The sequence below is a fragment of the Lacticaseibacillus rhamnosus genome (genome assembly GCF_900636965.1).
In the GTDB taxonomy this organism is placed as follows: domain Bacteria; phylum Bacillota; class Bacilli; order Lactobacillales; family Lactobacillaceae; genus Lacticaseibacillus; species Lacticaseibacillus rhamnosus.
In genome coordinates, this window is sequence record NZ_LR134331.1 from 1,303,607 (window position 1) to 1,328,662 (window position 25,056).

Here is a 25,056-nt window from a genome sequence, read left to right on the forward strand (position 1 = left end):
TTCACGACATTAATTTAAAGAAAGAATGAGGCGATTTTTTGATTAAGGTCGGGGTTATTTGTGCGATGGAAGAAGAAATTCGGACGTTACTGGCTAAACAGACTCATCAGCAAGAAACGGTGATTGCCAGCCAGCATTACTTTGAAGGCCAAATAGATGGTGTTGATGTTATTTTGGTACAATCCGGAATTGGTAAGGTACAAGCAGCGATGACGACTGCCTTGCTGTTAGCGACTTTTAAGCCGGATGTTGTTGTCAATACTGGCAGTGCCGGTGGTATCGGTAGCGGTTTGGCGATCGGTGATGTTGTGATTTCAAGCGGTGTGGCTTATCATGATGCGGATGCGACCGCGTTTGGTTATTTGCCGGGGCAATTGCCACAACAGCCGCAGATTTTTGAAGCCGGCATGAGTTATGTGCGCCAGATTCAAGCTGCTGCGACGGCGACCGGCTTGACGTCAAAAGTCGGCTTGATTGTTTCGGGCGATCAGTTTATTAATGGCAAAGAGGCGATCGCCCGAATTTTGAAAATTTATCCACAAGCGCTTGCCAGTGAGATGGAAGGCGCAGCGGTTGGCCAGGTTGCCAAGGAATTTCACACCCCGTTTGTTGTTATTCGGGCAATGAGCGATGTGGCTGATGAGCAGTCTGGGGTTGATTTCGACAAATTTGTGATCAAAGCAGGGGAGCAAAGTGCTGCGATGTTGTTACAGTTCTTTAGTCATTTGCAGCGATCACAGCATAATTAGGAGTGATTGTAATGCAACACATTTATCTCGACAATGCTGCCACCACACCGATGGCTCCTGAAGTCATTCAGACCATGACGGATCAAATGCAACATGATTTTGGCAACGCCAGCTCGACTCACTGGTTTGGCCGGGAAGCTCACACGGTAATGGACAAAAGCCGGAAAGTTTTGGCGGACTCGATTCATGCCCAACCCGGCGAGATTGTGATCACCAGTGGGGCAACCGAAAGTAATAATACCGCTATCACCCAGACGGCACATGCGCGTGCGTCATTAGGTAAACACATTATTACCACGGCGATTGAGCATCCCTCTGTGTTGCAGCCGTTAAAGGCCCTTGAAAAAGAAGGTTATCGCGTTACCTATTTGCCTGTGGATGAGAACGGGCGTATCCGGTTAGCTGATTTTGATGCCGCGCTGGATGACGACACCATTTTGGTCACCATCATGATGGGTAACAATGAGGTTGGCAGTCGGATGCCGATTAGTGAAATTGGTGCACGGCTGGTTGACCATCAAGCCTGGTTCCACACCGATGCAACGCAGGCGTATGGCTTGCTTGATATTGACGTCAACGCACAGCACATTGATATGCTTAGTGTTTCGGCCCATAAGATTAATGGTCCAAAGGGGATTGGCTTTTTGTATCGCGATCCGAAAGTTCAGTTCCCTGCGCTTTTAAAAGGTGGCGAACAGGAGCTCAAGCGGCGTGCGGGGACCGAAAATATCGCCGGAATTGCCGGTTTCGCTTCTGCGGTGAAGTTGATTACGCCTGAGGAAAAGGCTAAGCGCCAAAGCAAATATCTCGGCTTTAAGCAACAGATTATGACCGCTCTAGATGATGCAAAGGTGCCATATGCGGTTAATGGCGATATTCGGCCGGACAATGTCAATCACGTGTTCAATTTGTGGTTAAAAGGGATTTCGACTTATGCGCTTCAAACAAATTTGGATTTAGCGGGGATTGCGGTATCTGGCGGGTCAGCCTGCACGGCGGGATCACTGGAGCCATCCCATGTCTTGACGGCCATGTTTGGCGGTGATAGTCCGCGTCTGGGTGAATCAATTCGCGTTTCTTTTGGTGGGCAGACGACTGCAGATGATATTCAGGCGTTTATTGATACCTTATTGCCGATTATCAAACGGTTAACTGCCAAACAAACGAGTCGGTAGCTTTCGGAAAAGTAGGCAGTACCATCTTGAGACTCGTTAGGGCACTGTGAAGCTAAGCGATGGAAAAGAAGACACTTTTCGGGCAATCCCGTGATGTGCTAAACTTATGGGTAGTTAAGCGTGTTCATAACGCACGTGTCTTGCGTTTTACGCTCATATTAACGCGTTCTCCAGCGCAGAAGTCTGCGTGTAAGGACCTCAGTCGCAATGGCCAAAGCCCGGCCATCACGCCTGAGGCCGCTTACACTCCGACTTCTACCCGCGCTGGTTCACGCTCAGGAGGTTTGGTAATCATGGCTTTAGCTTCAACCGGATCGGCTCAAGGGGATCCTAAGACTTATCGAATTGGGTCCAACTTAAAACGATTTACGTTAATTGATTTAGGTTTTGTTCCAACGAAGAATGGTAATTTTCAGCTTCAGCGGTCGTTGGATCCTAATTCACCGTATACCGCGGCGAATAAACTGAAGATGACGGTGGCTAAGACGCTGGACAAGTTTCAGCTGGATGTGACCACAGGCAACGGGCTTAAGGCGATTAACATTTTCAAGAATGACAGCACGAAGGAAAATGTTGAACAATATGAATATTGGATTAACAATTTCATTGAACGTGGTGTGCTCGAGCCTAAATAAGTCTCTTTGAAAATCACGGTAACTTTCCTTTTAAACAAGCGGAGATTACCGTGTTTTTTTGTTGCATGAATCACGGATTAAAGCGTTACGACTGGTAAAGCATGAGCCACATCACGGATGCGTGGTTTTAGTGAGGCGAATGTCGTGACCGCCAAATCAAGTGGCCAAAAGTGGTAAGCTGGAAACATTGAAATTTTGATATGAAGGAGGGCTTGTATGTTTGAACATGGGTTTATTGAGGTACATGATGCCAATCAGAACAATTTACAACATGTGAATGTGAAGATACCTAAGGATGCCATTACGGTTTTTGTGGGTCGGTCAGGATCAGGCAAATCATCGTTAGTGTTCGATACGATTGCTGCGGAGTCACGGCGGGAGTTGAACGAAACTTTTCCGAGCTTTACCCAGCAATATTTACCAAAGTATGGCCAGCCTGATGTCGGTTCGATCGATCACTTGCCGGTTGCCATTGTGGTGGAGCAAAAACGTATCGGGAAAAACGCTCGCTCAACTTTAGCAACTTACACGGGTATTTACTCACTGTTACGGCTGTTGTTTTCGCGTGCCGGCAAGCCATTCATCGGCTATTCGGACACATTTTCGTTTAATTTACCTCAGGGGATGTGCCCCACCTGCCAAGGCTTAGGTTACGTGGATGATATTGACGTCAGTAAGTTGATTGATCCCAATAAATCGCTTAACCAAGGGGCGATCACCTTTGTCAGTTTTGGACCGGATACTTGGCGTTGGCGGCGTTATGCCTACAGCGGGTTGTTTGATAATGACAAACCTTTACGTGACTACACGCCCGAAGAAATGAAACTGTTACTTTATGCACCGCAACAGACACTGAAGCATGCACCAGCTAAATGGCCCAGAACAGCGCTATATGAAGGTGTCGTGCCTCGCATTAAACGATCCATTATTGGTAAAAAAGAAGCAGAACATCATAAGGCGGCATTGGCAGAAATCGTAACGCGCAAGCCTTGTCCGGATTGCCAAGGGACACGCCTACGTCCGGAAGTGTTAACCTGTTTGATTAATCAAACCAATATTGCCCAAGTGTTGCAGATGGACTTGGTAAACGTACGGCATTTTCTGAAAGCCATTCAAGTGCCGCTGGTTCAGGATGTGATCCGGGAATTATTACGCAAAATTGATGCACTGATTGATATTGGCCTCGGCTATCTTTCTTTAGATCGACCCACCGAGACGCTTTCCGGCGGCGAAACCCAACGGATCAAAATCGCCAAGTTTCTAACCAGTGCTTTGGTCGATATGGTTTATATTCTCGATGAACCAAGTGTTGGGTTACATCCTCACGATATCGAGCTGATCAAGCGGGCACTGCTCCGTCTCAAGGAAAAAGGCAACACCATCTTGATCGTTGAGCATAACCCAGCGCTGATCGCATTAGGCGACTATATTGTTGAGGTTGGGCCCGGTGCTGGCACAACTGGCGGCCACATTACGTTTACCGGCACTTATCCGCAACTATTGGCGAGTCAAACCTTGACGGGGCGTCTGCTTAAACAGCGACTGACATTTCGGCAACCGCGATCGGCTAAAACGACCATCCATTTGCCGCATATTACCCGCCACAACCTTCAAGATGTCGATGCTGCCATCCCACTGGGCATCGAAACGGTTATCTCCGGTGTGGCAGGTTCCGGTAAAAGTACGTTAGTTGCGGCGTTACGTGATCATTTAACGGTGCCGTACATTGATCTGGCCCAAGCGGATATTGGTGCTAATATCCGTTCGACACCCGTGACTTATTTGAAAATCCTTGATCCAATTCGGAAAGTATTTGCTCAAGCCAATCACGTTGGCAGCAGTTGGTTTAGCTACAACGGCCGTGGCGCATGTCCGCGGTGCAAAGGCAAAGGGGTCACCATTACTAACATGGCCTTCATGGATCCGGTTGTTTCCGTTTGCGAACAGTGCCATGGCAAACGTTACAACGATCAGGCACTTGGATATACGTTTCAAGGCAAAAACATGGCAGATGTTTTAGCCATGCCGATTGCCGCAGCGCAGACATTTTTTGCGCAGAATCACGACATTGCCAAGCCGTTAGAAAATATGGCGCGAGTCGGGCTCGATTATCTCACGCTCGGTCAGCCGCTGACGACATTATCTGGTGGGGAAAAACAACGATTGAAGCTTGCTGTTGAATTAAACCGCACTGGCGAAATTTACTTATTGGACGAACCGACTGCCGGGTTGCATCTACAAGACGTCACCAAATTGCTGCATTTGTTTGATGATTTGGTGGCAGCGGGCAACTCACTCATCATTGTTGAGCATAACTTGCAAGTCATCAGTCAGGCCGATTGGCTCATTGACATGGGACCGGATGCTGGTATCTATGGCGGTAAGATTCTCTATGCTGGCACGCCGCAAGCTAGTATGGAGGCTAAGCAATCGCGCACCGGACAGGCTTTACGGCAATATAATGCAGCACCGGAGCGTCAGCACGATTAATGGCAGCACTTTGGCGCACTTAGCAGGGAGCTCGCTTGCTATCTGTTCTTGGCCTGCTATAATAGCACTTACTGGAATTCGACCTTCAAATCGGATATCTCCAGAATCTGATGAAATGATGGTGATTGTTTTGGACAATTCCAACACCCGTGTTGTTGTTGGCATGTCCGGCGGCGTTGATTCAAGCGTCACGGCATTATTGCTGAAGCAACAAGGATATGATGTTGTCGGTGTCTTCATGAAAAACTGGGATGACACTGATGAAAATGGTGTTTGTACGGCCACCACGGACTATGAGGACGTTGCTAAGGTGGCTAGTGAGATAGGCATTCCTTATTATTCGATTAATTTCGAAAAGGAATACTGGGATCGCGTTTTTCAATATTTCCTTGACGAGTACAAGGCTGGGCGCACACCAAACCCGGACGTGATGTGCAACAAGGAAATCAAGTTCAAGGCATTTTTGGATTATGCCGAGCAGCTGAATGCGGATTACATTGCAATGGGGCACTATGCGCAGGTTAAAACCGATGAGCAGGGCGTTGTTCATATGTTGCGAGGCGCGGACGGTAATAAGGATCAAACGTACTTCTTAAGTCAGCTTTCCCAGGATCAGCTCAAGAAGTCGATGTTTCCAATCGGTCATTTGCAGAAGCCGGAAGTGCGCAAGATTGCCGAGGCAGCTGGATTGGCAACTGCCAAGAAGAAGGACTCAACCGGGATTTGCTTTATCGGTGAGCGTAACTTCAAGCAGTTCCTCAGCACCTATCTTCCGGCTCAACCCGGAAAGATGATGACAGTGGATGGCGTTGAGAAAGGCACCCACGACGGCTTGATGTATTATACAATCGGTCAACGTCAAGGCTTGGGCATCGGCGGTAACTCGCAAAACTCCGAGCCTTGGTTTGTGGTTGGCAAGGATTTAGACAAAAACATCTTGTATGTTGGTCAGGGTTTTGACAACCCGGCGTTGATGGCCACAAGTCTCAGTGCATCGAACCTTAATTGGACCACCGGCGAGGCTCCGGCTGATGGCACGCATATGACAGCTAAGTTTCGTTACCGGCAGCGTGATACCGGCGTGACGATTCACTATCATGATGACGGAACGGCGACTGTCGACTTTGATGTACCGGTTCGAGCCATTACGCCCGGTCAGGCAGTGGTCTTCTATGATGGCGAGGAGTGTTTAGGCGGCGGTACGATTGATGCAGCCTATGCTCATACTAATGAGTTGCAGTATGTTTAGTGCGCCAGCAAGTTGGCATGATGTGATGTAAGGAAGATCGGTCCCGGAGATAAACTTTATCTCCGGGGCCGTTTTACTTTGTCTGGCTGATTGGGGTGGGGTTGTTTTGGGTTTTATAACGCCGCTGTTGGTTGGTCGGGTTTATTCTCCGAAACGCGCTCACAGGGCCAGAAACCTGCACATAAGGACCTTGGACGCAATGGCCAAAGCCCGGCCATCACGTCCAAGGCCGCTTATGCTCCGGTTTCTAAGCGGCCCTGTTCGCGCTCTGTTTCCGAAACGCGCTCACAGGGCCAGAAACCTGCACATAAGGACCTTGGACGCAATGGCCAAAGCCCGGCCATCACGTCCAAGGCCACTTATGCTCCGGTTTCTAAGCGGCCCTGTTCGCGCTCTTGATATTTTGTCCGAAAATACTGATAATAAAAAGGTTAAGATGTGAAAAGGGGAGCGGCTTGTGACCAAGTTATATTTTGTGCGCCATGGCAAAACAGAATGGAATAATCAGGGGCGTTATCAAGGTGCAAATGGTGATTCGCCATTATTGCCGGAGAGCTTTGAACAAATCAAAGCATTGGCTGATTATTTGCGTGGCATTTCGTTTGCGCATGCTTATGTCAGTCCGCTCAAACGTGCCCGCGTCACGGCCCAGACGCTTATTAAAGACTTAAATGAACCGATTCCGTTGACGATTATGCCGGCTTTGCGGGAGTTCAATTTAGGGAAAATGGAAGGGATGACATTTACGGATGTCGCTAAGCATTTTCCTCAGGAATTACATGCATTTCGGCATGAACCGGCAGCGTATGATCCGCGTAAAATTCACGGTGAATCTTTTCCGCAGTTGATTAATCGGGCCATTCCGGCGATTGTGGCTACCGTCGCGATGGATCGGACCGGTACGGCTAATTTGTTATATGTCAGTCATGGTGCGGCCTTGGCAGCGGTTATTCAGAGTCTGCTTGGTACACCATTGGCAGAGATTCGCAAAGATGGTGGGCTGACAAATAGCAGTGTGACGATTCTACAAGCGGATGGTCCGAGTCTGCCATTTAAGTTGTTAAACTGGAATGAAACGAGTTTTCTTCCCGAGCCACCGAAGCCAACCGACACGATTTAATGGTCGTGACTGCGATCATATCGCACACTGAATGAAGAGGATGCTATGGATTCAAATATTTTAACCGCATTTAATCAAGGAAAACACGAAGAGGCGATTCAGGCAGCCGTTAAAGCGATTGATGCTGATCCGAAAAATCCTAAGCGTTATGCGGTTTTGACAACGATGCTGATTAGTTTGAAGGCCTTGGATCAAGCAGGTGAGTTACTAGCCAAAGCGCGGGCACTCTTCCCAGATGACTTGGAATTACAGTACACAGCTGGTCTTTTTGCCTATGCGCAGGCGGATTTTCCGGCAGCGGCTGCCTGGTTTACTAAGTGTCGCCAGGATGAGACGTTAAAAAACGATGCCACGTACATGTTGGCATTGAGCTATCAGCAAGCCGGTCAACCTAAAAAAGCACTGGCCTTTGCATTGACGGCACACGAATTGGCGCCGAAGCAAACAGATGCGGCGTTGCTGGCGGCAGATTTGTTATTAGGCGAGCAAGCTTTTGACGCGGCCGCGGAGATTTTGAAACCGCTGCTGGAAACCCGTCAGCCGCAAGTTCTATTTACTTACGGCATGGCGTTGAGTGCTGCGGGTAAAGATGGCAGTGCCTATTTAGATGCAGCCAAACGGCTTGATCCTAAAGGCTACGATCAAAAAGCCGGTACCGTTGCTGACATCAATCGCTTCTTACGGTTGCAGGAAGGGGGCCATGATGGACAGGCATGAAGATAGCGTCACTGGCCGGGTCAAAAGTATTTTCTTTCAGAATCCGACTAACTTTTTTAAAATCCTGCTGATTGATATCACGGCAACCACGATTACCTGGACGGAGCCGGATATTGTGGTGACCGGTACGTTCGGGGATATTAAAGAAGATGAGACGTACACGTTTACCGGGCATGTCGTGGACCATCCGAAATATGGCCAGCAGTTTCAAGCGGATAATTACCATGTGGATCGGCCTACGAATAAAACGGGACTGATCAATTATCTTAGTTCCGACAAGTTTCCGGGAATTGGCCCCAAAACAGCGGAGAAAATCATTGACAAGCTCGGGGTTGATGCGATTGATCGTATTTTGGATGACCCTGAGAGCTTAAAAGGATTGGGGATTTCGGCGGCCAAGCAGAAGATGCTGGTCACCAATCTCAAGACGAATCAGGGAATGGAACGGGTCATCATCGGTCTTAATGACTACGGCTTCACCAGTAACATGGCTGGCCGAATTTATCAGCAATATCAAAATGATGCGCTGGAAGTCATTAAGCAAAATCCGTATCAGTTAATCAATGATATTGACGGTATCGGGTTTACGCGGGCCGATCAGATTGCCGCCAAGTTAGCGATTGCCGCGGATTCGCAACTGCGGCTCGGTGGTGCGGTCATGGATACCTTGCAGCGCTTGACGGACGGTGAAGGCGACACTTTTGTCGATTTGAAAACGTTGGTCACCCAGACGCTTGATTTACTGGAGCGAGCGCGTCAGGTTGCAGTGAACCCCGAAGCAGTCGGCCAGGCAATCGTCACTTTAGCCAAGGACAATGCGCTGGTAGCGGAAGGTAAGCGCATTTTTCCTAAACGACTTTATGATTCCGAATGGCAGATTGCCCGGCAGTTAAAAGGACTGGCGGATGCCGGGCGCGCTGCCAAGCAACCTGCACTGGCCGAAATTAAACAAACATTGGCCGCCGTACAGGAAGAGACTGGCATTGCCTATGATGAGGTGCAAAAAAAGGCGATTATCACTGCCTTGCAGTCGCCGATTTTTCTTTTAACCGGCGGCCCCGGAACCGGAAAGACAACGGTGACGGACGGGATTGTCCGCACCTATGCGCAATTGCATGATTTATCCTTGGATCGCCATGAATACACGCCGGATGATCCTTTCCCGATTATGCTAGCAGCACCGACTGGCCGGGCTGCTAAACGGATCAGTGAGACGACACAGTTACCGGCAAGCACGATTCATCGACTATTGGGATTGGGCGTGGATACGCAGGAGTTTGCGCCTAATGATCTCCCGGACGGCCTTTTAATTATTGATGAAATGTCGATGGTTGATACGTATCTTTTTCGAACGTTGTTGACGGCGCTGCACCCGGGTATGCAAATTGTGTTGGTTGGCGATAAAGATCAGCTGCCAAGTGTCGGACCGGGACAGGTTTTTGCTGATTTGTTACGCAGCCAGGCTTTACCTCACGCAGCGTTAACCCACATTCACCGCCAGGACGCGGACAGTTCGATTATCCCGTTGGCGCATGCAGTCAATGCCGGGCGCTTGCCGGATGACTTCACCCGCCCGCAAGTGGATCGGAGCTTTTTGCCGTGTTCACCCAGCCAGGTTCCGGAAGTGGTCGGGCAGGTGGTTCAGCGTGCCGCGGTTAAACAGTTTTCGATTGCGGACATTCAGGTGCTTGCACCAATGTATCGCGGAACTGCGGGGATTGATCGGTTGAATCCATTGTTGCAGGATATTTTGAACCCGAAACGCAGCGCTCGGACAAAAACCGTTCATTTTGGCGAAACCGAGTATCGAATTGGCGATAAAATTCTGCAATTGGTCAACGATCCGAATCAAAATGTGTTTAATGGCGAAATTGGCCAGATTGTCGGGATCACACTTGCCAAAGAGGCGGCCAGTAAAACCGATGAGTTGACGATTGATTTTGACGGCAATGAAATAACGTATAAACGCAGCGACTTCAGCAAAATCACCTTGGCTTATGCGACTTCGATTCACAAAGCGCAAGGCAGCGAGTTTCCAATGGTGATTTTGCCATTAACCATGCAGAGTCGCCGGATGCTGCGCCGGAACCTACTTTATACGGCCATTACCCGAGCAAAATCGTTTTTGATTCTGGTGGGCGAGCTGGCTGCATTTGAGACCGCAGTTGGCGAAATTGCGGTAAATCGGCATACGGGTTTGGTCCAGCGGCTGCAACAAGCGTTTGGCATGACCGTTTCCCAGCCGGACGTAGAAAAGCCGACGCCTGCAACTGAAGTCAGCAAGAATAACGGACAAATTGACACTAACCCGTCTGACTTGGATAATGGAATTAGTACTGACGAATCGAACAATTATCAGCTAACCCCTGCATTGGTGGCTTCACAGCGGATTGATCCTATGATTGGGATGAATGGTGTGACGCCACAAATGTTTATGACGAAGGAGAAATAACCTTTATGGAGGACAACATACGCAAGTCACTGCAAATTAAATCAGTGACGCCTAAGGATCTTGAACAGTTCAACGACCTTTTGACTTATGTATTTCAGGTCACGCAAAAAGATCTGGAACAATCTGGGTATGAAGAAGGGGAACTTGAACGGGCCAAGCGTCCGGTTTTGGAAAAGTCGGACGTATTGGGATGGTTTCATCAAAATGAGCTGGTCAGTTCGCTGGCAATCTATCCGTGCACCGTCAATATTCACGGCACCTTATATCAGATGGCTGGTTTAACCGGAGTCGGCACTTATCCGGAGTACGCAGGGCATGGCTTAATGCACGATTTGGTGAAGTTAGGCTTAGAGCACATGCGGCAACATAAGCAATGGATTTCCTATCTGTATCCGTATAGTATTCCGTTTTATCGGAAAAAAGGCTGGGAAATCATGTCTGATCATCTGACGTTTGATGTGAAGGATACCCAGTTGCCGAAACAAGTCGAGGTTCCGGGTCACGTTGAACGGCTGGAGATAGATGATCCTGATGTGATTGAAACTTACAATCGCTTTGCCATGAAAAATCACGGTGCCATGATTCGCAATCAGCTAAACTGGGATGAATATTGGCGTTGGGAAAATGAAGAAGAGCGAACAGCCGGCGTGTATTATGATGCCAATGACGAACCTCAAGGCTATGTTTTATACTGGATTGCCGATGAAGTTTTTCACGTCAAAGAAATGATTTATACCAATCAAGAGGCACGCGTAGGCTTGTGGAATTTTATCAGTGCCCACTTTTCAATGGTGACCCACGTTAAGGGCAATATCTATAAAAACGAGCCGTTACATTTTCTTCTGGACGATGGCGATATTTATCAAACTATCAAGCCGTATTATATGGCGCGAATTGTGGACGTTAAAGCATTTCTGGCACAATATCCGTTTGCTGCCGAGACGACAGAACCGTTTCATTTCGTTGTAAGTGATCCCTTGGCGCCGTGGAATAATGGGACATTTGGCGTTTATTGGGATGAGCATCAGCAGGTAAAAATTACGAACCGACCTGTTGGCGAAGCGATTACGACGGACATTCAAACCTTAACCACGATGTTAATGAGTTACCGGCGCCCATCCTATTTAGCCCAAATCGAGCGTTTGTCTGCTAGCAAACATGCGATCAAGTTGTTGGAGAATGCGGTACCGATGGAAGAGCCTTATTTTTCGGACTATTTCTGATCGGCATTTCGAAAGACTGCATGCTGTTGTCAAAGCCTGCACGTGATGGGTTTTATGTGATAAAAGCGAAAAAGCCTCAGACTGATTTTTATCTGAAGGCTTTTTTTAATTGGAAACTATTTAAAAAGGTTAAATACTACGGTCAATCCAAAACTTTTGGGAGGCCACCGAAAAGTCGATTTCAAACGGGCGTGTTCCCATTTCTTCGCCATCCATTTGGCCAAATTCCAGTGAACTGGTTTCAACTGTCAACTTTTTGGCGTGAAAAAGATGCACCGCGCGACTTGTTGGAGCCTTGCCGCGCATGAGTTGAATCATCGCGAATGCCCAGGACACGATATTAAACCATTCGACAATGATCAAATCAAGATGCCCATCAGTCGGGTCAGCCGGCTTATAGATTTGAATACCACCGCCAAAATAGGGAATGTTTGTCGTTGTGCAAATGTAGGCGCGATGAAAAAAATGCCGGACGCCTTTTTCATAGACCGCAACCGGAAACGGGCGGCGGGTTAGCAAACTCCCAATAACGTGAAACAAGTAAGTTAATTTACCGAGATGAAATTTATTTAGCAGCTGTTTACTATCGCTGTGATTGGCTGCACTGACAACCGCCGCATCAAAGCCAATCCCGATATTATTGACAAAATAACCGGTTTCATCACGAGTACGTTCATGATAACGGCCAATATCGATTGCAACCGGTTTAGTGGCTTGCAGTACCTGTTCTAGCGCGTGCATTGGATCTTCCGACATCCCGATACCGCGAGCAAAATCATTGCCGGATCCGGCCGGTACATAGGCGACGGGCAGATCGTGCTGCCGGGTACCGATTAAACCGTTGATGGCTTGATTTAATGTGCCATCGCCGCCGATCACCAGTAAAATAGCATGGTCGCGGGTATTAAAATTACCAATTTGTTTCGCGATGATATTGGTATGACCGGGATAGCGGGAGGTTTTGATTGCATAAGGCAATTGGCGTTGGTCTAAGACGGCTTTAACCTGTTTAAAAATAGGAATTGCTGCTCCGCCACCTGCCGCCGGGTTATAGATGAGATAATAAAAAACAGCCGCCATCAACTTTCCTCCTAATTAGACACGCAATCAATTATACCGAAAAAGCCAAGAAAAACAATATTACCGTCATATTTGAATAGCATATTCGTCAATAGAAGTAAACTTAACTTTTCAGCAAAGCCGGCGTAACGGTCAGGGGGCCTTTCAAAAAGATTAACGTTTAAATGGCAGGTTAAAAATTGCAAAAAAACACCGCACAGCTTACATGGCAGGTGCGGTGTGAGAATAAATATTTGAGATTGTGAAGGCTGCTATAGCAGAATCAGCATCGGTAGAATAACCGGATGACGTTCGGTTTTATCAAAAAGGAATTCCTGCAAGCTGCTGGTAATCGCATCCTTCAAGGTAGCTTCGGTGACCTTTTCATTATTTGAAAAAGTTGATTTGATAGTGCGATAAACCCGCCGCTGAGCCTGGTTGATCAGTTCCCCGGATTCACGCATGTAGATAAAGCCGCGAGAGAGTAAATCAGGACCGGCCAGCACCGCTTGTTTTTGCATATTGATCGTTGCAACCACAACGACCAAACCTTCTTCGGATAACATGCGGCGATCGCGAATCACGGCATTACCGATATCACCGACACCGCTACCGTCAATGTAGACGTCACCAGCAGGGAAGTGTCCGGCAATTCGCGCACTTTTTTCGGTTAACGCCAGCACGTCGCCATTTTCCATGATGAAGCAGTTTTTCTCTGGAACCCCGCATTGTTGGGCGAGTTCGCAGTGAATTTTTTGCATCCGGTATTCGCCGTGGCAAGCCATGAAGAATTTCGGCTTAATCAGACGAAGCATTAATTTTTGATCTTCTTGACCACCATGTCCGGACGTGTGGACGTTGTTGACCTTGCCGTGAATCACTTCTGCGCCGGCTTCGCTTAACTGGTTGATCACGTGATTGACGCTGACCGTATTGCCGGGAATCGGGTTGCTGGAGAAGATCACCGTATCTCCTGGTTGAATACTGATCTGCCGGTGAGTTCCGTTGGCAATTCGACTTAACGCAGCCATAGGTTCACCTTGCGAGCCAGTACATAGAATCATTACTTTATCGGCTGGCAATGAATTCAGTTGATGTGCATCCACTAAGACGTCATCGGGAATATTAAGGTAACCTAACTCACGGCCATTCACCATTGCCGTTTCCATAGACCGTCCGAAAACCGCAATCTTGCGGCCATGTGCCATTGCTGCATCGGCCGCTTGAGCAATCCGTGAAATGTTGGAAGCAAAAGTGGCAAAAATGATGCGGCCATCAATCCGGTCGAAAATATGCCGAATTGACTTGCCGACGAAACGCTCTGATTTTGTAAAAGTCGGAATTTCAGCATTGGTCGAGTCAGACATCAAGACCAAAACGCCTTCTTCGGCGAACCGGCACATTTTTTGGAAATTCGGTGATGGCTGATCCCCAACCGGAGTCAAATCAAACTTGAAGTCCCCGGTTTGGATGACAATTCCTTGTGGCGTATGCACCGCAATCCCGAGCGTATCCGGGATACTGTGGGTGGTACGGAAAAATTCGACACTTAGCTTTTTAAACTTCAAAACCGTGTCTTCGTTGATTTCAGTTAACTTTGTGGTCCGTAATAACCCATGTTCTTCAAGTTTGCCGCGAATCAACGCTGCCGCTAATGGGCCGGCATAGATGGGAACGTTGGGCACTTGCTGGAGAAAATAGGGAATCCCGCCGATATGATCTTCGTGGCCGTGGGTGATGACCAAAGCTTTGATCTTATCTTTGTTTTGAACCAAATAGGAGTAATCGGAAATAACATAATCAATCCCAAGTAAATCGTCTTCGGGGAATTTAATCCCTGCATCAATGACGATGATCTCATCTTGGAATTGAACCCCGTACATGTTCTTCCCGATTTCACCTAAACCGCCGACAGCAAAGACGGCGGTTTCGTTATTTTTAATATTTAATTTCATATGATTAGAAAGTGGTCAGCTTGAAATTGGCTGACTTTTCCTCATACTCCAGGAAATTTCCAGAAAGTTCCTGAATAAATTCAATATTGTAAGGCGTGTTGGCTTCTACAAGCGCACGCGCCTCAACCGCAGATGGCGCCTCGAGGTATAGCGTCTGAGTGGTTTCCCGTCGCGGATTTTGGATCTTGTCTTTTTGATATAAGACTTTGTAGATCATGTTTGGACTCCTTCCGTGGTACAAAAAGAAAGGAAGTGCAACAAAACAGCTTCCGAAAAAAAGGACATGCCATCAAGATGACGAACCACAAAAAGCATGGGCGATCTTGCTGGAATGGCCGATGTTTCGTCGCTTGAACCGCAAAATGGCAACATAACACCATTGCCGTGGTCCATTTCCTGCCACAACTCCTAAAACTTTTATGACCGATCGATTTGTTGTGAATACAACAGCTAGGCATAGTTTAGCATATTTAATGGAGCGTGAACAGCTTACGAGCATCACAGACGTGCCTGCTGGCGAATCAGCTAATTGTGGCAAGAAAAGTTTAACGTACTTGGTCGATACCTCGATCATAGCTGGACGGCCCCGACTACCAGACTTTTTAGTACCGAGGAGCTGCCCTTTTAAGTAGCAATGGTGAGTTAATCGTTGAACTTAGGTATAATGAAGACAGGTACGTTCGCAGAATCAGCGTGAAAGGGGTGGATGCCATGGTCTGGCTTCTGATTGTTGTACTGCTTGTTGTGCTTGCCACTCTCTGGTTATTCAGAAAACGTTGGCGGCGAAACAAGGCGATTCAGATCCTGCTCTACCACAGCCAACGATTAACCGATCAGGCGATGACAGAGGCTCTACAGCAGCTTGGCATCTCAACTGACAAGCCGATGACGTCAAAGCCCATCGCCGATATTTGGGGGCATGGGGTGATGGCATTTTCATATCAAATTTCGTCAAGTCTGGGGAAAGTCACCCAGCCGGCACTTGATCAAGCTTTACGCCAAGCAGCCAGACAGTTAGACATTGCCAGCTCAGATCCGGCATTGCCACCGTTTGTTTTAACCGATTTTTTTGAACTCGAAGGCGAATTACATATTGATGTTGCCTTTATTACTAACGAGGCAACTATTGAATATGTTCGCGACGTTAATCGTGTGTCGTCATAGGCAGATAAGGAGCTCGCGCGATATGAATGATGATCAAGACTTAATCATGCGTCAAATCAAAAGCTTTGCTCAGGGATTAGGCGCTGCTTTGGGCAAAAATCAACGCAAATCAGACCAACCCGTGATCGTTTTTCACGAAGCAGAAGTGAGTCTGGCCAGTTATCAAAAAACGCTCATGACTGTGATTCGTGAAAAAGGGTTAATCGCGGCCCAAGCACAATTGAAAAAGTGGCAACAGACAAGATTGTCTGCTCACCAATATCAGCGTTTAAATGCGTGGATTCAAGAACAGCAGTTAATAAATCGTAATCCGGACAAGTAAAAAAGCAGCGAGCCGTTTTATAAGGCTCGCTGCTTCATTGTTTAATGGATCAGAACCGCTTCCGGATCAATCGAGAAGGGATGTTCCTTGTTAATGTGGTCATAGAATAAAACGCCATTGAGGTGGTCGATTTCATGTTGACAAACAATTGCCGGATAGTTTTTGAGTCGGACTTTTTTGTGTTCGCCGGCTTCGTTTTGGTAAGCAATCGTAATGCGATCGGCACGGACAACGTAACCCGGAACATCTTTATCAACCGAGAGACAACCTTCGCCTTCAGCCAATGCGGCATGTTGCACACTGTTACTAATAATCCGCGGATTAATTAAAACTTCTTTGAAGAGAATTTCATCGTTGTCACCAGGAACCAAGACAGCGGCCATTGCTTTACTTTGACCAACTTGCGGCGCTGCCAAACCAACACCCGGACGCAAATGATATTTCTCGTTTTGCTCTTCGTCTTGGCTGATAACCAAGTATGCCATCATATCATGCGCCAATTGCTTATCTTCATCGGAAAGCGGAAAAGTAACCGGTTTGGCCCTTTCTCGCAAAACCTTAGCGCCGTCACGGGTGATATCCTTCATTAAATACACGATCCGTACCTCCGTTCATTTCTTCTATTAGATTAGCACAGGAGCGAAAATGTGAAAAGCGCGTTATTGCAGCAGGAGTCGGAGTGTTGACATCTACCACCCAATCCTCTATCATATAGAAGGTTCAACAAATACGGTGCTTTCCGTTAGGTGAGGCTCCTATACGAACAATGCTGCTGCTCAGAAACATCGAGAGATGCCAATTGAGTCAACTGCGTCTGCCCATTAAGGCTTACGCTAATGCAGCTGAAGCTCGCTTCTAGGCGTATAGTGCTAAAACTAAACGATTGGGATGCTTTTTCTGCACGCTCTCAATCGGCGTGCAGTTTTTTTGCTTGATGGGAAGAAAAAAGGTGGTGAGCATAATGGAACAATCTTCAAAGAGTAGTGGTAGTAGTAGCGATTTAGCAGATCCCGGAAGGCCCATTATGCTGCCACTACGATCTCTTAAGTGAAATTAATGGATTCGGCAGCATCGCGGCTCTTCCCGGGATACGGGAAGGAGTTTGTCGATGTTGATGATGGTATCAAGCGGTCTGACACGCTACGAAGCGCAGAAGGCCCAAAAAACAACTACCATACGCCAAGAAACGATCAGCAAGACGAATCTCTTTTTGCCCTTGCTGATGACATTGGCTGGTGTGAGCAGTTTAATTATGGTTATGAGCCACAGCTGGTTTTTAACTGCTATTGTTGCGATTTTGGCTAGTTTGACGGTGATGGTCATTGCTTATTTGGCAAAAGCAATCACGCGCCATCAAGGTCAGCCGCAGCAGCCAGTGTTGGTCGTGCGTGACGGATTGGTTCGTCAAGTTCGCGCGCAAGATCTCGTTGTTGGTGATGTTTTAATGCTGACAGCAGGAGAAAAGCTGCCGGTTGATGTTGCATTAGCTCCTGGTGCATCCGTAACCTTGCCACGTGACCTGGCCGGGCTGCTGATTTTGTTAAATCGGCGGGTGCCAACCGGGGTGGGTATTGCCGGTGCTGTGATGGCAACCGATACCCAGGCAACAGTGACCGCAGTTTTAAATGACGGATTGCTTGATCATGGACTCAAGCAATTGGCTGGACAATCTGTTACAACAACGCCAACTTCACTTGTAACGAGTGCGGTTGCCGGCCTGAAATTGGTCTTACAACAGATTTGCCGAATTTTCCGTCTGGCTGTATCAGTTGCGTCACTTGAAATGTTAAAAAATAAGCAAATAGACCGAGACGAGCAGATTCGGGTAGAGATCGCATTTGCTCATCACGCTACCTTGGTTGGGGCCATGAAACATCACAGTAAAACTAGTGATTTTCGGCACAACCAAGATCCAGTCTCGTGAAGCTTGGTCATTAAATTCAATTATGAAAGCATGCGCTTGTGAAGGCGCATGCTTTCTTTGTGTTTTAGTTTAAAAAGTATTCTGTTATAGTCCATTAAGCTTTCGGATAAGCGGCAATCTTATCGCAAGTCAGTTCTTGCTCACCTTGAAATAAAACGCTTGCAACAAGAATTTTGCAATGTTACGCTTTCTTTGTAGGAGTTTTAATTAGTACAGTTTTCCTGAGTTAATGACTACAGGAATGGAAAGAGGTTCTGATTATGGCAAAACAGCATGCTGCAGTTGATTTTAAGCAACTGTTGGACAATCAAGATGCCGATTTTAAGCCCACGATCCAAATTCTGGATGAAGTTGGCAAAGTCGTCAATCCTGATATTATGCCCGATTTGAGTGATGATCAGCTGGTCGATTTGATGTCAAAAATGGTTTGGCAACGCGTGCTGGATCAAAGGGCGACAGCGTTGAATCGGCAGGGACGATTAGGTTTTTATGCCCCAAGTGCAGGCGAAGAGGCCAGCATGATTGGTAGTCACGCTGCTATGAAGTCATCAGATTGGCTGCTTCCAGCTTACCGTGATTTACCGCAATTGATTCAACATGGGTTACCGCTTGACAAAGCTTTTCTCTGGTCGCGCGGTCATGTTGCCGGCAATGAGTATCCGGAAGATTTTCACGCATTACCGCCGCAAATCATTATTGGTGCGCAGTATGTTCAAACTGCGGGTGTTGCGCTCGGTTTGAAGAAAAATGGCAGTGATGAGGTGGCCTTCACCTATACGGGTGATGGCGGTACTTCACAAGGTGACTTTTATGAAGGCGTTAACTTTGCTGGGCATTTCAAAGCTCCGGCACTGTTTATTGTTCAGGATAACGGCTTTGCTATTTCCGTGCCGCGGGCGAGTCAGACGGCAGCCAAAACGCTTGCGCAAAAGGCGGTTGCAGCCGGTGTTCCCGGCGTGCAGGTTGACGGGATGGACGCTTTAGCAGTCTATGAAGTCACCAAGGAAGCCCGTGCATGGGCGGCGGCTGGTAATGGTCCGGTTTTGATTGAAACTTTGACATATCGGTATGGCCCACACACGCTATCAGGTGATGACCCAACTCGTTATCGCTCCAAAGAAACCGATGAGTTATGGCAAAAACGGGATCCTTTAATTCGAATGCGCAACTATTTGACCGATAAAGGCTTGTGGAGCAAAGACAAAGAAGATGCCTTGATTGAAAAGGTCAAGGATGAAATTAAAGATGCTATCAATAAGGCCGATAAAGCGCCGCAGCAGACGGTATCGCGCTTCTTGAAAGACACCTATGAAGTCGCCCCGCAAAATGTTGCTGAACAACTGGCAGAATTTCAAGGAAAGGAGTCGAAGTAACCATGGCACAAAAAACAATGATCCAAGCCATTACCGATGCGCTTGATGTTGAGTTGGCGAACGACCCTAAGACCTTGGTATTCGGCGAAGATGTTGGTAAGAATGGCGGGGTTTTCCGGGCAACCGATGGCTTACAGGCCAAACACGGTGAGGATCGTGTTTTCGATACACCATTGGCAGAATCAGGCATTAGCGGTTTGGCAATTGGACTTGCCTTGACTGGTTGGCGGCCAATTCCGGAAATTCAGTTCTTTGGTTTCGTTTTTGAAACGATGGATAGCATTGGCGGGCAAATGTCACGTATGCGCTATCGGATGGGCGGAACACGGTCCATGCCGATTACGATTCGGGCACCGTTTGGCGGTGGCGTCCATACACCGGAAATGCATAGTGATAATTTTGAAGGATTGATCGCTCAATTTCCTGGTATGCGGGTTGTTATTCCAAGTAATCCATATGACGCCAAGGGGTTACTGATCAGTTCGATTCGCAGTAACGATCCGGTTTTGTTCCTGGAACACATGAAACTTTATCGTTCATTCCGGCAAGATGTTCCGGATGGCACTTACACGGTTCCACTGGATAAAGCAGCCGTTACCCGCGAAGGCACAGATGTTTCGATTATCACTTATGGTGCGATGGTTCGCGAAGCACTTAAGGCAGCTGATAATCTGGCGAAAGACGGCATCAACGCTGAGATTGTGGATTTACGGACGATTGCACCGCTTGACGTCGAGACGATCATTGCTTCCGTCAAAAAGACACACAAAGCGGTTGTGGTTCAGGAAGCGCAGCGGATGGCCGGCGTTGCTTCTAATGTGATCAGTGAAATTTCTGAGCGGGCCATTTTATCGCTTGAGGCACCGATTGGTCGGGTCGCGGCTCCAGATACCCCATTCCCATTTGGCCAAGCGGAGAATATCTGGTTACCAAATGCTAAGGATATCGAAGCTAAAGTTCGGGAAACTGTCAATTTCTAGAGAGAAGAGGTGCCAACATGGCTTTTGAATTCAAACTGCCAGAACTTGGCGAAGGTTTGGCAGAAGGCGAGATCGTCAAGTGGGACGTGAAGCCAGGCGATGACATCAAGGAGGATGACACCCTGCTTGAAGTTCAAAGTGATAAAAGTGTCGAGGAAATTCCTTCACCGGTTTCAGGAAAAATTTTGAAGATTTTAGTACCAGAAGGTGAAACCGCTTCAGTCGGTGATTTACTGGTTGAAATTGATGATGGCTCCGGTCCGGCCGCACAACCTGCAGCCGCACCTGCCGCGGCAACCGATGCTTCAGCAGGCAATGCGCCAGTTGCTAAGTCGGTCTATCAATTTAAATTGCCAGAACTTGGTGAAGGTCTGGCGGAAGGTGAAATTGTCAAGTGGGCGGTTAAACCCGGTGACCAGATCAAAGAAGACGATACACTGCTTGAGGTTCAAAGCGATAAAAGCGTTGAAGAGATTCCATCACCAGTTGCCGGAACCGTTGTTAAAATTTTAGTACCAGAAGGCGAAACCGCAACTGTTGGCGAAGCGCTGGTTGATATTGACGCACCGGGGCATAATGATACGCCGGTTGCATCGGGTACCGCTGCAGCGCCCCAAGCCAATACGGATACGGCTGCCTCGGCCGCGGCACCAGCTGCTGCCGGATCAGTACCGGCCATCACCGATCCAAATCGGGAAATTCTGGCGATGCCGTCTGTTCGCCAATATGCACGCGAACAAGGCATTGATATTTCACAAGTGCCAGCAACTGGGAAGCATGGGCGCATTACCAAAGCCGATATCGATGCCTTTAAAGCAGGGGCACCAGCTGCAGCACCTGCGCAGCCAGCAGCAACCTCCGCGCCTAAAGCAGCGCAACCAGCTCCAGCAGCAACACCGGCAGCGCCAAAACCGCAGCCAGTCGCGCCTTACGTTTCAACCGGCAGTGAAGCCGAGCTGGAGACTCGCGAGAAGATGACGCCAACGCGCAAGGCAATTGCCAAGGCAATGTTAGCTTCGAAACAACGAAGCCCGCATGTCACGAGCTTTGACGAGGTTGAAGTGTCCAAGTTAATGGCGCATCGGAAGAAGTACAAGCAGTACGCGGCTGATAAAGGCATTAAATTAACGTTCTTGCCATACATCGTTAAAGCTTTGGTCACGGTATTGCGTGAATATCCAGAATTTAATGCGTCAATTGACGACACCACCGATGAGATTGTTTACAAACATTACTTTAATATCGGGATTGCCACGAACACGGATCATGGGTTATACGTGCCGGTCATCAAGAATGCTGATGCCAAGAGCATGTTCGAAATTGCCAAGGAAATCAGTGACAATGCACAAAAGGCATATGACAGCAAGTTGAAGCCAGATGAGATGCGCGGCGGTTCCATGACCATTAGTAACGTTGGTTCAATTGGTGGTGGCTGGTTCACACCGGTGATCAATCAGCCGGAAGTTGCCATCCTTGGTGTCGGTAAAATTGCTAAAGAGCCATATGTCAACGCTGATAATGAAATTGTTGTCGGTAACCTGTTGAAGTTGAGCTTGAGTTATGATCATCGCTTGATTGATGGTGCTTTGGCGCAAACCGCATTGAATCTCATGGATAAATTGTTAGCAGACCCTGATCTGCTGTTGATGGAGGGATAAGCATGGTTGTAGGCGATTTTGCAATCGATTTGGACACCGTTGTGATTGGCTCTGGCCCAGGTGGTTACGTAGCTGCGATCCGAGCAGCCGAAATGGGTCAAAAGGTAACTGTTATCGAGAATACCTTCATTGGCGGGGTTTGTTTGAATGTTGGCTGTATTCCATCAAAAGCTTTGATCAATGCCGGTCACCGTTATCAAGATGCCTTGGAAGCAAGCACGTTTGGTATTAATGCCAAGGGTGCGGATCTTGATTTCAAAAAAACCCAGGATTGGAAGCAAAACAAGGTTGTACACACGTTAACCAGCGGTGTTGCGATGCTTTTAAAAAAGCACAAAATCGAAACCATTATGGGGACGGCTTTCTTGAAAGATGATCATAGTCTGCGGGTTATGCAAAAAGACTCGGCTCAGACATACACCTTCAAGAATTTGATCATTGCAACCGGAAGCCGGCCAATTGAAATCAAAGGCTTCAAATTTGGCAAACGGATTTTGGATTCAACCGGTGGCCTAAACTTACCGGAAGTACCAAAAGAATTCGTGGTGATTGGCGGTGGCTACATCGGATCCGAACTGGCGAGCGCCTATGCTAACCTAGGCGCACATGTCACAATTCTTGAAGGCACCAGCTCAATTTTGCCAAACTTTGAAAAGGATATGGTTCAACTCGTCTTGAACTCCTTTAAAAAGCGCGGCGTTACAGTGATTACCAACGCGATGGCGAAGGAAGCCGAAGATACCGGCAATGGCGTCAAGGTAACCTATACAGCGGACGGTAAAGAACAAACCATTGCCGCAGATTATGTGATGGTCACAGTCGGGCGGCGGCCAAATACCGATGATTTGGGCTTAGACATTGTTGGCATTGAAACAACGGATCGCGGCTTGATCAAAGTCGATGCGCAAGGACGAACCAATAAGCCTAATATTTATGCAATCGGTGACATTGTTCCTGGTGCTGCATTAGCGCATAAAGCAAGTTATGAAGGTAAGATAGCGGCAGAGGCGATCAGTGGCAAGGCAAGCGCGGTTGACTATAAAGCAATGCCGGCGGTTTGTTTCACGGATCCGGAACTGGCCACAACCGGCATGACGCTTGCTGAGGCAAAGGATAAAGGCATCAAAGCTAAAGCAAGCAAGTTTCCATTTGCGGCGAATGGCCGTGCTTTAAGTTTGGCGCAAACCGAGGGCTTCGTTCGTCTGGTTACGGATGAAAACGGAACCGTCATCGGTGGTCAAGTTGCTGGCGCCGGTGCCAGTGATTTGATCTCAGAATTGACGGTCGCCGTTGAAGGTGGACTCAACGCTGAAGATTTGGCGTTGACCATCCATCCACATCCGACCTTAAGTGAAACCATTATGGATGATGCTGAAGTTGCATTAGGGTTGCCAATTAATATCTAGCAAGTAGATTCATATTGCCAACATGATGCACTGTTAAGGTGGGTATCGACAACTGATTGTCTGTGCCCACTTTTTTGATGGGAAAGCACAAAGTCAAAAGCCGAAAGTGCGAGTGTAAGGACTTCATGAAAAAGGACTAATATTTCAGTTAGTTAACAATTGCAAAAATAACCCTGTTTAATTTTGTCTTAAGATTGCGCTTCCGCTAAAATGTAGATAACGCAGCTGAGAGGAAGGGTTTTCATGCAAAGAGTCGTGGTACATGGTGCCAGCACGGGGACACAAGGGCTTTTACAAATGCTGATTATGTCATTGCTTGATTTGCAAGTCGGCTGTTATGAACCTGATGAAACATTGGTTGACGTAGCCGGGTTGACGGCCTTGAGTCAAATTTGTCACAATACATTTGTGAAGGTGACGCCCAAAGTTCTAAAGGCAGCCGATGTTTTGATTCTGACTGACACAGGGACGCCAGCAGATGAGGGGTTTGTAGCCACTAATATTACGGCCATTCGGAAAGTGCTAAATTCGGCAATGGCAGCAGGGTTTAAGGGGCGGATTATCGTTGCCATGACCCATGACGAGCTTTTCACCTATTTCGCTCAACGATTTTCCGGCTTGAATAAGCGTCAGGTTGTCGGTTTAGGTACTTTTGGTGCAACCTGGCAATTTGAACAATTTCTAGCAGAGCGGTTGGCGGTTCCCGCCGCTCAAGTGACTGCCTATGTGGTCGGAACCAGTCAGACGCCGGTTCTGGTTTGGAGCCGAGCCTATGTAGGCGCCACGCCGGTGTTGCGCCTACTGGATGACCAGACAATTTTTTCCGAGGCTGTGAAGGCGGTTCAGACTTTCTTAGCCAGTACGTTGACCGTGATGCTTGGCAAGTTGGTTGAACCGATCCTAGCTGCTTTTGCCGGTGATGGGGTGATAGGCACTTTTACCCACTTACGCGATGCCGATGATGGTACAGGACAGATTAGCAGTTCGCCGGTTTTATTGGATGAACGCGGGGTGGTGACGTTGGCGATGGTGGCAGGTTCCGATGATGAAGAAGCTGCCTTAAGCCAAGCGATTCAAGCAGCCCAGACCCAGATTGAAGCGATCGAACAAGGAGCAAATAAGAATGAAAGCTAACTATCATTATCCCTTAGATCTCGATTGGACCACGGCAGAAAAGATTAAAGTGACCACCTTTTATGCGTTGGTCGAGGATGCTTATGAGCATGGGGTTGATCGGGATAACCTACTTGCTGCCTATAAGGGTTTCAAGCAGGTCGTACCGGATAAAGGAACCGAGCGTCAACTGGGGCGTGAATTTGAAACACTCTCTGGTTACTCGATGTACACGGTCGTACAAATGGCACGCCAAGGTGTGAGTCAAAAGATTAGGGTGAGGGTGAGTTAA

22 protein-coding genes and 1 riboswitch are annotated in these 25,056 nt (G+C 47.8%); of the genes, 18 read left to right on the top strand and 4 right to left on the bottom strand.

The window, feature by feature from the left end; all coding sequences use genetic code 11:
- The first annotated feature begins 38 nt into the window (after positions 1 to 38).
- The 9 genes from EL173_RS06795 (at position 39) to EL173_RS06840 (ending at position 11,810) form a co-directional block, all read left to right on the top strand.
- Positions 39 to 749 (top strand): 5'-methylthioadenosine/adenosylhomocysteine nucleosidase, encoded by a 711-nt coding sequence (locus tag EL173_RS06795; RefSeq protein WP_005685601.1) that lies wholly within the window; start codon positions 39 to 41, stop codon positions 747 to 749.
- 11 nt (positions 750 to 760) lie between these two features.
- Complete coding sequence (locus EL173_RS06800) at positions 761 to 1,924, top strand: cysteine desulfurase family protein (RefSeq protein ID WP_005689162.1); 1,164 nt, start codon at positions 761 to 763, stop codon at positions 1,922 to 1,924.
- 293 nt (positions 1,925 to 2,217) lie between these two features.
- Complete coding sequence (locus EL173_RS06810; protein WP_005708322.1) at positions 2,218 to 2,559, top strand: DUF1831 domain-containing protein; 342 nt, start codon at positions 2,218 to 2,220, stop codon at positions 2,557 to 2,559.
- A 216-nt stretch (positions 2,560 to 2,775) separates the two neighbouring features.
- Positions 2,776 to 5,049: an ATP-binding cassette domain-containing protein gene (locus tag EL173_RS06815; RefSeq protein ID WP_005689164.1), complete on the top strand. Its 2,274-nt coding sequence runs from the start codon at positions 2,776 to 2,778 to the stop codon at positions 5,047 to 5,049.
- A 115-nt stretch (positions 5,050 to 5,164) separates the two neighbouring features.
- Positions 5,165 to 6,298: a tRNA 2-thiouridine(34) synthase MnmA gene (gene mnmA, locus EL173_RS06820; protein ID WP_005689165.1), complete on the top strand. Its 1,134-nt coding sequence runs from the start codon at positions 5,165 to 5,167 to the stop codon at positions 6,296 to 6,298.
- A gap of 457 nt (positions 6,299 to 6,755) precedes the next feature.
- A complete protein-coding gene (locus tag EL173_RS06825) occupies positions 6,756 to 7,418 on the top strand; it encodes a histidine phosphatase family protein (protein ID WP_005685606.1) in 663 nt (220 codons plus the stop codon).
- Positions 7,419 to 7,463: 45 nt separating this feature from the next.
- On the top strand, positions 7,464 to 8,135 hold the full coding sequence (locus tag EL173_RS06830; protein ID WP_005689169.1) for a tetratricopeptide repeat protein: 672 nt from the start codon (positions 7,464 to 7,466) through the stop codon (positions 8,133 to 8,135).
- Positions 8,122 to 10,587 (top strand): SF1B family DNA helicase RecD2, encoded by a 2,466-nt coding sequence (gene recD2 / locus EL173_RS06835; protein WP_014571309.1) that lies wholly within the window; start codon positions 8,122 to 8,124, stop codon positions 10,585 to 10,587. The genes EL173_RS06830 and recD2 overlap by 14 nt, the downstream gene beginning before the upstream one ends.
- A gap of 5 nt (positions 10,588 to 10,592) precedes the next feature.
- Positions 10,593 to 11,810: a GNAT family N-acetyltransferase gene (locus EL173_RS06840; protein ID WP_005685609.1), complete on the top strand. Its 1,218-nt coding sequence runs from the start codon at positions 10,593 to 10,595 to the stop codon at positions 11,808 to 11,810.
- Between the two features lie 129 nt (positions 11,811 to 11,939).
- On the opposite strand, the gene EL173_RS06845 is transcribed toward EL173_RS06840, so the two are convergent.
- The 3 genes from EL173_RS06845 to EL173_RS06860 all read right to left on the bottom strand — a co-directional run bounded on the left by EL173_RS06845 (position 11,940) and on the right by EL173_RS06860 (position 15,041).
- Positions 11,940 to 12,890, bottom strand: a complete 951-nt coding sequence (locus EL173_RS06845; RefSeq protein ID WP_005689173.1) for a diacylglycerol/lipid kinase family protein — start codon at positions 12,888 to 12,890, stop codon at positions 11,940 to 11,942.
- A 251-nt stretch (positions 12,891 to 13,141) separates the two neighbouring features.
- The gene (gene rnjA, locus EL173_RS06855; RefSeq protein ID WP_005685614.1) at positions 13,142 to 14,824 is read right to left on the bottom strand and encodes a ribonuclease J1; all 1,683 of its coding nucleotides are present in this window, start codon (positions 14,822 to 14,824) and stop codon (positions 13,142 to 13,144) included.
- A gap of 4 nt (positions 14,825 to 14,828) precedes the next feature.
- Complete coding sequence (locus tag EL173_RS06860; protein ID WP_005685615.1) at positions 14,829 to 15,041, bottom strand: DNA-dependent RNA polymerase subunit epsilon; 213 nt, start codon at positions 15,039 to 15,041, stop codon at positions 14,829 to 14,831.
- Positions 15,042 to 15,535: 494 nt separating this feature from the next.
- Between EL173_RS06860 and EL173_RS06870 the strand changes: the two genes are divergently transcribed.
- Together EL173_RS06870 and EL173_RS06875 are read left to right on the top strand one after the other, a co-directional pair.
- Complete coding sequence (locus tag EL173_RS06870) at positions 15,536 to 15,988, top strand: hypothetical protein (RefSeq protein WP_014571310.1); 453 nt, start codon at positions 15,536 to 15,538, stop codon at positions 15,986 to 15,988.
- A gap of 22 nt (positions 15,989 to 16,010) precedes the next feature.
- Entirely contained in the window at positions 16,011 to 16,310 is a 300-nt protein-coding gene (locus EL173_RS06875) for a hypothetical protein (protein ID WP_005689184.1), read from the top strand.
- A gap of 41 nt (positions 16,311 to 16,351) precedes the next feature.
- On the opposite strand, the gene def is transcribed toward EL173_RS06875, so the two are convergent.
- Entirely contained in the window at positions 16,352 to 16,906 is a 555-nt protein-coding gene (gene def, locus EL173_RS06880; RefSeq protein ID WP_005685619.1) for a peptide deformylase, read from the bottom strand.
- Between the two features lie 135 nt (positions 16,907 to 17,041).
- Positions 17,042 to 17,205: riboswitch (M-box (ykoK) riboswitch) on the top strand.
- A 213-nt stretch (positions 17,206 to 17,418) separates the two neighbouring features.
- Between def and EL173_RS06885 the strand changes: the two genes are divergently transcribed.
- The 7 genes from EL173_RS06885 to EL173_RS06915 all read left to right on the top strand — a co-directional run bounded on the left by EL173_RS06885 (position 17,419) and on the right by EL173_RS06915 (position 25,056).
- Positions 17,419 to 18,234 carry a P-type ATPase actuator domain-containing protein gene (locus EL173_RS06885; protein ID WP_005689186.1) on the top strand — a complete coding sequence of 272 codons (816 nt, stop codon included), beginning with the start codon at positions 17,419 to 17,421 and terminating at the stop codon, positions 18,232 to 18,234.
- A gap of 260 nt (positions 18,235 to 18,494) precedes the next feature.
- Positions 18,495 to 19,607, top strand: a complete 1,113-nt coding sequence (gene pdhA, locus EL173_RS06890) for a pyruvate dehydrogenase (acetyl-transferring) E1 component subunit alpha (protein ID WP_005685622.1) — start codon at positions 18,495 to 18,497, stop codon at positions 19,605 to 19,607.
- Positions 19,608 to 19,609: 2 nt separating this feature from the next.
- Complete coding sequence (locus tag EL173_RS06895) at positions 19,610 to 20,587, top strand: alpha-ketoacid dehydrogenase subunit beta (RefSeq protein ID WP_005689188.1); 978 nt, start codon at positions 19,610 to 19,612, stop codon at positions 20,585 to 20,587.
- Positions 20,588 to 20,604: 17 nt separating this feature from the next.
- Positions 20,605 to 22,245, top strand: coding sequence for a dihydrolipoyllysine-residue acetyltransferase (locus tag EL173_RS06900; RefSeq protein ID WP_015764445.1), 1,641 nt, complete (start codon positions 20,605 to 20,607; stop codon positions 22,243 to 22,245).
- 2 nt (positions 22,246 to 22,247) lie between these two features.
- Complete coding sequence (gene lpdA, locus EL173_RS06905) at positions 22,248 to 23,651, top strand: dihydrolipoyl dehydrogenase (RefSeq protein ID WP_005689192.1); 1,404 nt, start codon at positions 22,248 to 22,250, stop codon at positions 23,649 to 23,651.
- Positions 23,652 to 23,894: 243 nt separating this feature from the next.
- Entirely contained in the window at positions 23,895 to 24,785 is an 891-nt protein-coding gene (locus EL173_RS06910; RefSeq protein ID WP_005689193.1) for a Rossmann-fold NAD(P)-binding domain-containing protein, read from the top strand.
- Positions 24,775 to 25,056, top strand: a complete 282-nt coding sequence (locus EL173_RS06915) for a UPF0223 family protein (RefSeq protein WP_005685627.1) — start codon at positions 24,775 to 24,777, stop codon at positions 25,054 to 25,056. The genes EL173_RS06910 and EL173_RS06915 overlap by 11 nt, the downstream gene beginning before the upstream one ends.

Excerpts from the sequence above, each read along its gene's own strand:
- EL173_RS06840 (WP_005685609.1), top strand. The coding sequence starts at position 10,593 with ATGGAGGACAACATACGCAAGTCACTGCAAATTAAATCAGTGACGCCT.
- pdhA (WP_005685622.1), top strand. The coding sequence starts at position 18,495 with ATGGCAAAACAGCATGCTGCAGTTGATTTTAAGCAACTGTTGGACAAT.
- EL173_RS06895 (WP_005689188.1), top strand. The coding sequence starts at position 19,610 with ATGGCACAAAAAACAATGATCCAAGCCATTACCGATGCGCTTGATGTT.
- EL173_RS06800 (WP_005689162.1), top strand. The coding sequence starts at position 761 with ATGCAACACATTTATCTCGACAATGCTGCCACCACACCGATGGCTCCT.
- EL173_RS06870 (WP_014571310.1), top strand. The coding sequence starts at position 15,536 with ATGGTCTGGCTTCTGATTGTTGTACTGCTTGTTGTGCTTGCCACTCTC.
- EL173_RS06900 (WP_015764445.1), top strand. The coding sequence starts at position 20,605 with ATGGCTTTTGAATTCAAACTGCCAGAACTTGGCGAAGGTTTGGCAGAA.
- lpdA (WP_005689192.1), top strand. The coding sequence starts at position 22,248 with ATGGTTGTAGGCGATTTTGCAATCGATTTGGACACCGTTGTGATTGGC.
- EL173_RS06860 (WP_005685615.1), bottom strand. The coding sequence starts at position 15,041 with ATGATCTACAAAGTCTTATATCAAAAAGACAAGATCCAAAATCCGCGA.
- EL173_RS06915 (WP_005685627.1), top strand. The coding sequence starts at position 24,775 with ATGAAAGCTAACTATCATTATCCCTTAGATCTCGATTGGACCACGGCA.
- rnjA (WP_005685614.1), bottom strand. The coding sequence starts at position 14,824 with ATGAAATTAAATATTAAAAATAACGAAACCGCCGTCTTTGCTGTCGGC.
- EL173_RS06845 (WP_005689173.1), bottom strand. The coding sequence starts at position 12,890 with ATGGCGGCTGTTTTTTATTATCTCATCTATAACCCGGCGGCAGGTGGC.
- recD2 (WP_014571309.1), top strand. The coding sequence starts at position 8,122 with ATGGACAGGCATGAAGATAGCGTCACTGGCCGGGTCAAAAGTATTTTC.
- EL173_RS06830 (WP_005689169.1), top strand. The coding sequence starts at position 7,464 with ATGGATTCAAATATTTTAACCGCATTTAATCAAGGAAAACACGAAGAG.
- EL173_RS06875 (WP_005689184.1), top strand. The coding sequence starts at position 16,011 with ATGAATGATGATCAAGACTTAATCATGCGTCAAATCAAAAGCTTTGCT.
- EL173_RS06810 (WP_005708322.1), top strand. The coding sequence starts at position 2,218 with ATGGCTTTAGCTTCAACCGGATCGGCTCAAGGGGATCCTAAGACTTAT.
- EL173_RS06910 (WP_005689193.1), top strand. The coding sequence starts at position 23,895 with ATGCAAAGAGTCGTGGTACATGGTGCCAGCACGGGGACACAAGGGCTT.
- mnmA (WP_005689165.1), top strand. The coding sequence starts at position 5,165 with ATGATGGTGATTGTTTTGGACAATTCCAACACCCGTGTTGTTGTTGGC.
- EL173_RS06815 (WP_005689164.1), top strand. The coding sequence starts at position 2,776 with ATGTTTGAACATGGGTTTATTGAGGTACATGATGCCAATCAGAACAAT.
- EL173_RS06885 (WP_005689186.1), top strand. The coding sequence starts at position 17,419 with ATGTTGATGATGGTATCAAGCGGTCTGACACGCTACGAAGCGCAGAAG.